Source organism: Candidatus Electrothrix sp., from assembly GCF_052785085.1.
Genome location: NZ_JALAAI010000124.1, coordinates 1 through 10697, shown reverse-complemented (window position 1 = coordinate 10697; position 10697 = coordinate 1). Strand labels below are relative to the sequence as shown.

The window sequence follows — 10697 nt, the reverse complement described above, 5'->3', positions numbered from 1 at the left end:
TGAAGAGAAAGTTAGCTGGACGGCCAGGAAAATAGTCACATTGCTATAGGGAAGAACGCCTGAGTCTCTCCAGAGAGAGCAAAAATGCTCAACAGGCGTATATCGTTGTCGTGTCCGGGAATTGCTGTGTATCCCTGATGTTCGGTGCATTCCGCATGCATAAAGGAGCGACTTATGCAATGTCAACAGTGCGGGAGTAAAGCAGAGGGGAGCGGTTTACAAAAACAAGGCATATTGTCAGGCCTTGTCCTTCCTCTGAATATATAATGTATCGCCCTGATCGGGAAGCTGCGAAAAGATACGGTTAGCTATCTTAATCTTTCCAGAGAACAGCATCCTGGTCTGGCTCTCGTCTATGCCACACTTTTTACCATACTCCAGTGCTTTCTGCTGTTCCTGACAAAACTCCTCCCAGGCGGCCTGCTCTTTTTTCCTGGCCTGCTTTTCCCTCTCCTTGGCCAGGTCTCTTCTATGTTTTATCCTGAGAGTCTCATCAAGCATCCTCTGTAACTCTTCAAGTGGAACCGCCAGTTCCACAGAATCCGGGTCGTCGGTTGCTTTCTTAATAATATTTTTGACCAGCTCAATTGCCTCATCTACGTCAGTTGGGAATTCGTCTTCCTGATCCATTGCGGCCTCTTTGTATCCTGCTGTTCGTTCCAGACAACGAGCTATCAGTCGTTGTCCTTCTTCTGCACCTGTAATGTATTGTCTTCTTGGTCCTCAAGCTGCGAAAAAACACGGTCAGCCAGTCCTGGCATGCCCGATGCCACCAAAGGGGTATTGTCGTCGTAGATGCCATGCTTCCTGTTATACTCCCGCATCTTCCGCTGCGCTGAATACAATTTCTCCCTGGCAGCCTCGGCCTTTTCCGTGGCCAGTCTCTCTGCTTCCAGGGCAGCAGCTTCAGCCTCTTTTGACTCAATAGCCTTATCAAGCATCTTCTGTAATTCTGACATGGGGATTGGCGGGTTGGGGAAATTCGGGTTGTCGGTCATTCCCTTGATGATGTTCTTGGCTAACTCAATGATCTCATCTTCGTCAGTGGGGAATTCGTATTTCAGGGTCATTGTGGTGTCTCCTTTGTTTTGTGGGGTATTATCAGGATGCAGTGGTGACCACATCAAGGCGAACACCCAGTGCGGCGACCAAACGACGCACGGTGTCGAACCTCGGTTGCGCGCCCGGTCGGAGCGTTTTGTAGAGGCTTTCCCGGCCAATCCCGGCCTGTTTCGCGATCTGTGTTATTCCTCTGGCCTTTGCAACATCGCGGACAGCTGCCAGAAAAGCATCTGGATCAGAATTTTCCAGGGCTGCAGCCAGATACTCGGCTATGGTTTCTTCATTATCCAGATAATCGCTTGCATCAAAGGGTGCCAGTTCCAGGTTCTTTGTTTTCATAATCTTCCGCAGTGATTGTTTCAGTCATTTTTATCGCCTTGGCAATATCGCGCTGTTGTCCTCGTTTTGTTCCGCCGCACAGTAGGATGTACACGACAACGCCTTGACCTACCGTTCTGCAATCACCGAAATTTCCTTGTCCGGCAGAACGAATCCGTTCGATAATCCGCGCTTTCCCCCGATTATCTTTCAGTTTGGAGAGCCATGCGTCAAATACTTTTGTTCGCAATATACTGTTCATGAGCCTCATTGTATCTGATCGGATACGAATTGCCAATAAAAAAAGTCGAGGTATGTGTTGTCAACAGTTATGGAGGGAGACCAAGGAGATGAAGGCGGCGGAACAAGAAAAGCCCTGAATCCGGGGGGACTCGGGGCTGTATTTCTCAGAGGTTGATTAATCGGGATTTGACCCCGACATGTCCGGCTTGCCTTATGAATTAAATTCCATGCTCAGGAGTCGGGTAACTTATTCGGTGAGGTTATTTTACGGCATGGCGGGGAAAGCAGGTTACGAGGATGTCCAATTCTCAATTGTCAGATTGTCAACGCGAGCAAACTCCCGCGCATTATTGGTGACCAGAATCAAACCTGCGGTAAGCGCATGGGCCGCTATCCACAAGTCATTGTTGCCGATAATCTGACCTTTTTTCTCCAGTGCGGCCCGAATTTCACCGTAACGAATTCCGGCATCAACAGGAAGCTCCAGAACTTGGATTGCTGCGGTCAATTGATTCAACACTGCGACTGATTTTTCCCGCGATTGACTCTTTTCCGCTCCATGACGCAACTCTCCCAAGGTGATGACAGACATCGTAAGTTCTTCTTTCCCATGCAGGAGAAAACGCTGACGTACTTCAGGCGGATTATGCTTGGCGATGTAAATGCAGATATTGGTGTCCAGTAGATAACGGGGAGCAGTCATAGAGATTCCCTTTCCTGCGGCGGCATGTCAACACGGCCTTCCGACATAAAATCATCAGGGAAACCTGTCAAAATATCGAAAATCTCCGCAGCATCGGCTTTGCGTTCCCGAAGGATAATCTCATCGCCGCGCTGAAGAATTTCCACCTCATCGCTTTCCAAGCGAAATTCTTTCGGCAGCCGTACAGCCTGACTGTTACCGGATTGAAATACCTCTGTGATCGGCATAGCAGAACTCTCTCAGGAAAATATTCAGAGTAATCTTTTTTCAAAGCGTATGTTACATTGTAACAAAGCAGCCAGGATTTTGCAAAATTCAATCCCTTACTCCCCGCCATCCTCATGCTCTTCATATGGCAAAGAAAAACCGGGTCACGCTTTGAACATGTACCCGGTAAAAAAACGGAGAGCGAAGGAGGGAATTAACATAACACATGTTATGCGACATTTGTTTCATTCTTTTCGCTTGAGGTCTAATGAATTTCAGAAGGTGGTTCATATGGCTTTGAGAGAACTTCATTACCAAGCTGATCAGAAACACTAAACATAATTTTTCTATCAACCGAATCCTCTAAAATCTTATTGATAATTTTATCTGGAATTAAAATCTTATGCCTATTACCTGGCTCTATAGACAAAGGGCAACCATCATCAAATTTGAACAATTTAAGATCACCATAGACCAACCATAAGTAAGAGAAAATCTATTATATTTTAAGTTGTCAATTAGAATATTGAGGATATTTGACTTTCTCCAAGGATACAAAAAAGAAATTCCAGACACATGGATTGTAGTATTAATTGATGGGTTTAAAATCATAACGTATATTCCTGACTCAATTTCATCATTTTCATCGTACCCCCCTTCAACCCCCATATTACCTCGACCAACATTCGACGCCTTGAATTAATAACATTCTGAATAAATACAAGAGTTGACAAAAAAGCACCATATATACCCAGCCATTCAGTTATCTTTTAGCTATCATTTCCAAAAATAAATAAGGGACAAATCTCCGATGAAACATCACTGATTTCAATTCAGCAAAGATACTTGTCGAATTAAAAATGTCAATGAAAAGTATCCTTCTCGGTATCACAGGCCAAAATTGAACCCCGCAGCCATGCGGGTTACAGGATGGGGTTGCGGGTTCGAATTTCAAGAGCAATCAATATGAACAGAAAAAATAACCATTTTTCCCTTGCAATTTCCAGCAACAAGAGCTAATCATTTAATCCTGCTCAAGGATTGGCAACCATCGTAGCTTTTGCAACGACAAACGCCCCAGAAGCGGCCAACAACGCATATTTTGCCGTTTCAATCAAGGCGATTTACACTTCAATCAGGGCAATTTACGTTTAAATCGGATCAATTTACACTTCAATCGGGCCATTTTAAACTTCAATCAAGACGATTTAAATGTAAATCAGGCCAATTTAAACTTGAATCAGGACGATTCACACTTCAATCAAGGCAATTTAAGTGTAAATCGGATCAATTCACGCTTCAATCGACCCGATTTAAACGTACATCAGGACGATTTAAACGTACATTTATCAAGGAAAAATCAAAAGATATCGAAGCAGTACATGCAAATGAACACCCATAGACCGTAATTCAGGCACAGAAACAAACATCAGAGCAAGGAGGGTTGAACATGCGTTTTCCGAACACCGAAGCAAAGGTCATAGCCCTGGCCCAGAAGATCATCGCCGGGCTGAGAGACAATCCCAACTTCCCCGATCCTCCGGTCTCACCGGATCAACTCCAGGCCCGGCTGGACAAGCTGCTCCAATCCCGTGAGGCTCAGGTGCAGGCCATGGCAGCGGCAAAACAGGCCACTGATACCAAACAGGCCGACCTTGACGACACGACGACGGATATGAAAAGCATACTCAATTATGCTGATGACGCAGTGCATGGCGATGATGCCAAATTATCGGAATTGGGCTGGGGCGGCAGGGCCGAGCCTCATGCATTGCAGGTGCCCGGACAGCCGAGACTCCTTGAAGTGCCGGAGCAGGGCACGGGTTGGCTGATCCTGGATTGGAAAAAGCCTGCCGACGGCGGTTCCCCGGCCTCCTATAAGATCGAACGGCGTGAATTGGCCGAAGACGGCACCTGGGCACTGGCCGGGATTGCCATCGAAACCGAGGTTACGCTCAATAACCAGGAGCGCAGCAAAGAATTGGAATATCGGGTCATTGCCATCAACAAAACGGGTGAAGGTGAACCGAGCAATACGGTGACGGCGGTGTTGTAAAGAAAATCTCCTTCTCCTTGCCTCTTTTGCCGATGAACTTGCAAGCAGAAGGAGATCATACGATGCTATGGATGAAAAAAATTTGATTTAGAGAAGACGTAGACAATGCCAGCCATGCTCAAGGCATTTCGGCACCTGGTTTAAATTAGGGACAGACCCCTATTAACTAAGAATTTTTTCTTCATGAGGAATGGAAACGAAGAGTCACAACAGTCAACTGACCCGCCGAGAAAGTTAGAAAGCAAACCTGGATGGAATAAAGAACTCATAACACACCTCCGGTACAAGTAAAAGCAGGTAACCCGGCTGTCTCTCCATAGAGACCCGTGGCTTTCCGACACCGCCTCAATCACGTCTGCAGAAGACAGTCATCCAGCACTATCACGGGCGATCACTCCACTCGTCTCGAAGCTCATCCACATAGCTTTGTGCGTCAACCCCCTGCCACAGTTCGGCGCCCAAACCTTCCAATTCCAGAAGACTCCGCCGCTTTGTGCTTTTTATCCGAGATTCAACAACAAGATTACTGCTGATAAGCGAAATAAGTTTCAGTTGTTCCGCAGGTGAAATCGACTTAATATGCTGCTGATATATTTTTTCAACGGTCATTATTCTTTTTACTCTATGGAATGTTCCTGAAAACGGAAGCTTTTCGGGTGGAACGCATAACATACTTCCCGATATGCAAAGGTAAAAGCAGGTAGCCCGGCCATCTCCCCTCCAGAGACCCGTGACTTTCCGACACCGCCTCGCAACGGCTGTGGCTTTATGCAACTTTCCGGTTCTGCCCAGAAAGCGAAAAACTATTACGTTACGTAATTATTTCTCCTTAATCTAACGTGCCTTTGCATATTCGTCAACAGGCTTTTTTTCCTTGTCCCGGAACGAATTTTCTGTGCAAAACGGGGGCAGGCCGCTTTTTACACAAGGAAGAAATGACATATCTTGATAAATACAAATTTCTTGGTGAATCAAAAGGGTACCTTCAGGAAGGTAAATCCGACGCCTTTTGTCAAATGCGGACGAGTGTCAGAGATGTTACGATTGCGGGGGTTCCTGTGAAATCTCCTTCTCCTTGCCTCTTTTCCGATGCGCTTACAAGCAGAAGGAGATCATACGATTCTACGGATGAAAAAAAAATGATCTAGAGAAGACGTAGACAATGCCAGTCATGCTCATGGCATCTCGGCACCTTGTTCGTGCCAGAACTGATTTTCAATAGGCACGCCCAGGTCCGCCTCAACCAGCCGCTCCCGCAAGGCAAAAAGCTTCTCCAGCAACTTCGGCTCAATTTCCGCATAACCATCAGCATCAGGAACGCGGTTCACCACCACGCCCAGCAGCTCTGTAATCGCGTTGCCTACCGAGTTCTGGCTGATAGTGACGATCAGCTTACCCTCATCATTACGATAAATGAGCTGCTTAAAGGCAGGCTGCCAACGGATGCTGTTGGCATACTTCGGATCCTTGATGCAGCGGTCGCGCACCTTCTTGACCGTCTTAAGGAAATCATTATTATACAGCAACACCTGCTCGACTTGTTCCGGGAAATAAACGTGCTTCGGCATGGGCGTATTGCGGGTCGAAACCTGGCCGAAGAAGGTGCGGTAGAAGTCAAGAAATCCTTTCAGCACCATATCATACTCCTGCCAGAAGCGGATATCCTGCAGGGCTGCTACTCCGCCATGCACCTCCCAGCTTGGCAGCCCCTGCGGGTATCCGGTCACCCCGATCTTGGTCGATTCTCTGTCTACCGACTGCAGGATGTCGAGGTCAAGTGCCTTGGCAAAGAACTCCCGGTATACATGGGGGATATGCTCAGCAAACAGACTGTGCTGGTCGCCGTCGGTCAGGTTCGGGTTGTTCGGGTCGGCCAGTTTCGCCTGCCGCAGTTCCTCCTTGCTGAAGACAATGAAATGATTGTGAAGCATGCGGATACTTGGCACACCGGGTGAGGTCAGAGGCCAGGTTGCGTCCAGACTGGCCTCCCCGGCCAGAATCAGCCATTTGTCCGGGTCAGGATACTGCTCCAGCATAAAGGAAATGATGATCTGATTCATCCTGTTCCAGATCTGCCGCACCTGATCGGGCACTTGAGTGCGGCGTGAAGGCCGTCCAAGTGGATCAAGAATGCACTTGGAGGTATTATATATGATGGAAGTGTCAAATTCCCGGCTGTGGCCCAGGGCCTTACGGTAGAGGAGTAAATTTTCCGGGGTGTGCAGCAGACCATTGTTCTGCACCAGATCGTGTAAATTCTCTGCACTGTTGAAGAATTCATTGGGTTTTATTCCCTCTGGAATCGGTAACGGAATCGGTCGGTAGGGAACAGTTATCTCTCGTGGGGTTGCCTGCATGATGTGTGTACCTCCAGCAAGTTACATCGAAAAAAATAATAATCAACCAGGACTGGGCGAAACATAATCGTTCTTCCCTGGCGATAGAAAGAGATCCCGTAGAAACGTCGGGCCGGGCAGCTTACGCAAAAATTTTTCTTTTATCGACAAAAAGATAACAAGAATTTACAGCTACATTTCCTATGAAAAAGCTACAAAAACGACAGCTGCCTGAACAAGCCGCAAATCATTTACGGTATGTTGAGTTTGTTAACAATCTGTTAGTATCAAACAGAGAAGCTACAAAATTAATAGACATAAATCAACATTTTTGTTAGCAAGGGCGACAAAAGTGCTACATTGTCGCATGTTACAGCTATGCAATTCCAATAATTATGCTTATAATTTCAATTTTGAAAGAAATAAGATCTCGTCTTACAAAATCAGAATTTTTTTTTCAGGGCCTCAGTGATAAATGAAGGAGATACCCCGATTAAACACATAGGTACGGTAAAGTGTGTTTTGCGAGAACCTCTAACGAACATTTTGAAAAGCACTGTTTTATTCTTATTTAAGAGCAGTTTCTCAGTATGTTACGTTTTATTTCTATTTTTTGATTCGCATTCTTTGAAATGATTAGTGAAAGTGGTATAAAAAGAGGAGTTGCAACGACCTGTTGCCCTGTGTGAAGCAACATTATTCCAGGAGAAAAAAATGGCATCGGATATTTTAACGAAAAGATTGGATAAGGGACCTGTAATTTGCGCTGAAGGATTTCTTTTTGAACTTGAACGGCGAGGGTATTTGACCGCTGGTGAGTTTGTCCCGGAAGTTGCTTTGGAATTTCCAGAGGCCTTGGAAGCATTACATCGTGATTTTCAACGTGCAGGTTCCGACATTGTCGAGGCTTTTACGTATAACGGACACCGAGAGAAAATGAGGGTTATCAACAAAGAAGATTTGCTGGAACCCTTAAATAGAAATGCTTTGAAGATAGCTAAAAAGGTTGCCTTATCAAAACCCGGCAACCTGATGGCAGGGAATATTTCTAATACGAATATTTGGCATCCAGAAGAAAAGGAAAAACAACGTGAAGTGCGAGTAATGTTTGATGAGATGGTTGGCTGGGCCGTGGATGAAGGTGCAGATATTATTATCGGTGAGACCTTTTATTACGCTGGGGAAGCCTATGAAGCCTTAGAGTCAATAAAAAGTTCTGGTTTGCCAGCAGTATTGACCATAGCCCCAATGGCTGAAAACAAAATGATGGACGATATTTCAATCGTAGAGACCTGTAAAGAACTGGAACAGAGAGGGGCTGATGTGGTGGGCATGAACTGTTTTAGAGGGCCTGCTACCATGATGCCATTTCTTCGGGAAATTCGAAAAGCTGTTAAATGCCATGTAGCAGCCCTGCCCGTACCTTATAGAACAAGTGAACAAGAGCCGACTTTTTTCAAGCTTTCCGACCATTCTTCTTGTTCCTGTCCTTCTCCCCACAGGAGTAACTTTCCTACTGCACTTGATCCTTTTTACTGCAACCGTTATGAGATCGGAAATTTTGCCAAAGAAGCCTATGATATTGGCATCCATTATCTTGGTGTTTGCTGTGGTGCAGCACCATTTCATATTCGTCAGGTGGCAGAAGCCATAGGCTTGACAACAGAAGCCAGCAGATTTAGTGAGAATATGGACAATCACTTTATGTACGGGAGCAATAGCCGACTACCGAAACATATCAAAGCGTTGAAAGACAGGGCTTAATGTAACTCGCAGATGGGATAAAAGGAGGAGGATAACCGGGTTGCTCATAGTGTTTGCACAGTTAGCCAATATGCGTTTGCAGCCAGGTCTCTAACAAGGCCAGATGCCAGAGCTTGCTTCCCTGTAAGGGTGTCATGTATTGATCCGGCGCAGCTAACATTTTTTTTACATAAGAGGGCTGAAAAAGCCCTCGCTGCCTGCATTGCCTTGACATCAGGGTGTCGCGCATGAAGTCAAGAAAATCTCCCTGAATATACTTGAGTGCCGGCATTGGAAAATAACCCTTTGGGCGATCAATGATTGCTGCGGGGAGTATATTGCGGGCAACCATTTTAAGGGGATACTTTCCGTTTTCTTTGAGTTTTACCTCTGGCGGCATCTGGAAGGCGGTTTCTACAAGGTTATGATCAAGAAACGGAACCCGTGCTTCAAGGCCCCATGCCATAGTCATATTATCCACCCGTTTCACCGGATCATCAACAATCAGTGTGGTGACATCCATTCGCAGGATCTGGTCCATATCCGTGTCTGCCCCTGGTTGAGAAAGCAGTTTACCAAGACAGTCAGCTGTATGATCTTTGCCATGATAATCAGGATGCACGGTTTCGAGAAACTCAGCATGGCTGCGATCAAAATAATATTTCCTGAAGCGATCCACCAGATCCCCTTGTTCAGCGGCCATAAAGGGATACCAGAAATAGCCAGCAAAGACCTCGTCAGCCCCTTGACCACTTTGAACAACCGGCACAGTCTGAGAGACGCGTTCACTGAGCAGAAAAAAGGCCACTGTATCCTGCCCCACCATAGGCTCAGACATGGCCTGAACAGCAGCAGGCAGATATTGCAGCACTTCATCATTGGCAATGGTGTAGCGATGATGATCAGTCTGGAAGTGTTGGACAATCAGGTCTGAATACTCAAACTCGTTGCCCTTTTCTGCTGGTGCGTCTTCAAATCCTATGGAAAAGGTGGGAATCTTCTTAACACCTGCCTCAGCGAGCAGGCCAACCAGAAGGCTGGAATCCAGGCCCCCGGAAAGGAGGATGCCCACTGGTACATCGGCAACAGTAAAATGGTTTTGAACCGCTGTATTGAGCGCAACACGAGTTCGTTCAATCCACTCTGCCTCGCTTATATTCTCTTTGGGGCGCTGTGCTGTAAGCTGCCAATATCGCCTGCTCTGATGCTGACCATGCTGGTCAATAGTCATGCTGGTTCCTGGCTCCAGTTTTCGCACGCCCTGTAACAGGGTACGCGGGGCAGGGACAACGGCGTGCAGGGTAAGGTGATGATGGAGGGCAATGGGATCAATACTGGTATCAATCCCGCCAGCAGCAAGCAGGGCCTGCGTATTGGAGGCAAAGCGGATCTTGTCCGGGAATAAACTGAAGTAGAGGGGCTTGATGCCCATCCGGTCCCGACAGAGAAACATGCTTTTTTTGCGCTCATCCCAGAGGGCAAAGGCAAACATGCCGTGCAGGTGTTCAGGGCAGTTTTCTCCCCAGGCATCATAGGCCTTTATAATGACTTCTGTATCACCCTGAGATAAAAAAGAGTAATCGAGATTGCTGAGTTCATTGTGTAATGCATGGTAGTTGTAGATGGTTCCATTAAATACAATGGTTAACCCCAGGTTATGATCTGTCATGGGTTGATAGGAAGGATAGGACGGATCAATAACGCTCAGACGCCTGTGACCAAAGGCCAGGGGACCATTGGAATAGGTGCCAGCTTGATTGGGGCCCCGTGAAGCAAGTTGGCCTTTCATCCGGTCCAGAACAGAGAGGTTGGGGGGCTTTCCTTGGAAGTTGAGTTCGCCACAGATGCCGCACATATTTTTTCTTTGTTTGTAATGCGTTGTATAGATTGTTACTGAAGGGGCAGCAATTCCCGGACACGACAACGATATACGCCTGTTGAGCATTTTTGCTCTCTCTGGAGAGACTCAGGCGTTCTTCCCTATAGCAATGTGACTATTTTCCTGGCCGTCCAGCTAACTTTCTCTTCA

General features: G+C 46.6%; 12 protein-coding genes and 1 riboswitch. Of the genes, 2 read left to right on the top strand and 10 right to left on the bottom strand.

From position 1 onward, the window contains the following. Positions 1-237: 237 nt before the first annotated feature. The 7 genes from L2082_RS15975 to L2082_RS15945 all read right to left on the bottom strand — a co-directional run bounded on the left by L2082_RS15975 (position 238) and on the right by L2082_RS15945 (position 2990). Positions 238-630 carry a hypothetical protein gene (locus tag L2082_RS15975; RefSeq protein WP_446011952.1) on the bottom strand — a complete coding sequence of 131 codons (393 nt, stop codon included), beginning with the start codon at positions 628-630 and terminating at the stop codon, positions 238-240. A 44-nt stretch (positions 631-674) separates the two neighbouring features. Next, entirely contained in the window at positions 675-1070 is a 396-nt protein-coding gene (locus L2082_RS15970; RefSeq protein WP_446011951.1) for a hypothetical protein, read from the bottom strand. 31 nt (positions 1071-1101) lie between these two features. Further along, positions 1102-1401, bottom strand: a complete 300-nt coding sequence (locus L2082_RS15965) for an addiction module antidote protein (RefSeq protein WP_446011950.1) — start codon at positions 1399-1401, stop codon at positions 1102-1104. Beyond that, positions 1367-1642 carry a type II toxin-antitoxin system RelE/ParE family toxin gene (locus L2082_RS15960; protein ID WP_446011949.1) on the bottom strand — a complete coding sequence of 92 codons (276 nt, stop codon included), beginning with the start codon at positions 1640-1642 and terminating at the stop codon, positions 1367-1369. Before L2082_RS15960 ends, L2082_RS15965 begins: the two co-directional genes overlap by 35 nt. A 270-nt stretch (positions 1643-1912) precedes the next feature. Beyond that, entirely contained in the window at positions 1913-2326 is a 414-nt protein-coding gene (gene vapC, locus L2082_RS15955) for a type II toxin-antitoxin system tRNA(fMet)-specific endonuclease VapC (RefSeq protein ID WP_446009820.1), read from the bottom strand. Continuing rightward, positions 2323-2553: an antitoxin gene (locus tag L2082_RS15950; protein ID WP_446009821.1), complete on the bottom strand. Its 231-nt coding sequence runs from the start codon at positions 2551-2553 to the stop codon at positions 2323-2325. The genes vapC and L2082_RS15950 overlap by 4 nt, the downstream gene beginning before the upstream one ends. A gap of 245 nt (positions 2554-2798) precedes the next feature. Then, complete coding sequence (locus tag L2082_RS15945) at positions 2799-2990, bottom strand: hypothetical protein (protein ID WP_446009822.1); 192 nt, start codon at positions 2988-2990, stop codon at positions 2799-2801. A 993-nt stretch (positions 2991-3983) separates the two neighbouring features. Here L2082_RS15945 and L2082_RS15940 point away from each other — a divergent pair. Beyond that, on the top strand, positions 3984-4589 hold the full coding sequence (locus L2082_RS15940; protein WP_446009823.1) for a fibronectin type III domain-containing protein: 606 nt from the start codon (positions 3984-3986) through the stop codon (positions 4587-4589). 381 nt (positions 4590-4970) lie between these two features. Here L2082_RS15940 and L2082_RS15935 read toward each other — a convergent pair whose 3' ends face one another. Together L2082_RS15935 and L2082_RS15930 are read right to left on the bottom strand one after the other, a co-directional pair. Continuing rightward, the gene (locus L2082_RS15935) at positions 4971-5198 is read right to left on the bottom strand and encodes a hypothetical protein (RefSeq protein WP_446009824.1); all 228 of its coding nucleotides are present in this window, start codon (positions 5196-5198) and stop codon (positions 4971-4973) included. Positions 5199-5285: 87 nt separating this feature from the next. After that, positions 5286-5364: riboswitch (cyclic di-GMP riboswitch) on the bottom strand. A 400-nt stretch (positions 5365-5764) separates the two neighbouring features. Next, positions 5765-6946, bottom strand: a complete 1182-nt coding sequence (locus L2082_RS15930) for a hypothetical protein (RefSeq protein WP_446009825.1) — start codon at positions 6944-6946, stop codon at positions 5765-5767. A gap of 693 nt (positions 6947-7639) precedes the next feature. Here L2082_RS15930 and L2082_RS15925 point away from each other — a divergent pair. Next, positions 7640-8689 carry a homocysteine S-methyltransferase family protein gene (locus L2082_RS15925; protein ID WP_446011948.1) on the top strand — a complete coding sequence of 350 codons (1050 nt, stop codon included), beginning with the start codon at positions 7640-7642 and terminating at the stop codon, positions 8687-8689. 61 nt (positions 8690-8750) lie between these two features. Here L2082_RS15925 and L2082_RS15920 read toward each other — a convergent pair whose 3' ends face one another. Next, positions 8751-10523 carry an N-acetylglutaminylglutamine amidotransferase gene (locus tag L2082_RS15920; protein WP_446009827.1) on the bottom strand — a complete coding sequence of 591 codons (1773 nt, stop codon included), beginning with the start codon at positions 10521-10523 and terminating at the stop codon, positions 8751-8753. Between the last annotated feature and the right edge of the window lie 174 nt (positions 10524-10697).

Bases quoted from the DNA above. Each gene is read 5' to 3' on its own strand.
- L2082_RS15975 (WP_446011952.1), bottom strand. From the start codon at position 630: ATGGATCAGGAAGACGAATTCCCAACTGACGTAGATGAGGCAATTGAG.
- L2082_RS15970 (WP_446011951.1), bottom strand. From the start codon at position 1,070: ATGACCCTGAAATACGAATTCCCCACTGACGAAGATGAGATCATTGAG.
- L2082_RS15965 (WP_446011950.1), bottom strand. From the start codon at position 1,401: ATGAAAACAAAGAACCTGGAACTGGCACCCTTTGATGCAAGCGATTAT.
- L2082_RS15960 (WP_446011949.1), bottom strand. From the start codon at position 1,642: ATGAACAGTATATTGCGAACAAAAGTATTTGACGCATGGCTCTCCAAA.
- vapC (WP_446009820.1), bottom strand. From the start codon at position 2,326: ATGACTGCTCCCCGTTATCTACTGGACACCAATATCTGCATTTACATC.
- L2082_RS15950 (WP_446009821.1), bottom strand. From the start codon at position 2,553: ATGCCGATCACAGAGGTATTTCAATCCGGTAACAGTCAGGCTGTACGG.
- L2082_RS15940 (WP_446009823.1), top strand. From the start codon at position 3,984: ATGCGTTTTCCGAACACCGAAGCAAAGGTCATAGCCCTGGCCCAGAAG.
- L2082_RS15935 (WP_446009824.1), bottom strand. From the start codon at position 5,198: ATGACCGTTGAAAAAATATATCAGCAGCATATTAAGTCGATTTCACCT.
- L2082_RS15930 (WP_446009825.1), bottom strand. From the start codon at position 6,946: ATGCAGGCAACCCCACGAGAGATAACTGTTCCCTACCGACCGATTCCG.
- L2082_RS15925 (WP_446011948.1), top strand. From the start codon at position 7,640: ATGGCATCGGATATTTTAACGAAAAGATTGGATAAGGGACCTGTAATT.
- L2082_RS15920 (WP_446009827.1), bottom strand. From the start codon at position 10,523: ATGTGCGGCATCTGTGGCGAACTCAACTTCCAAGGAAAGCCCCCCAAC.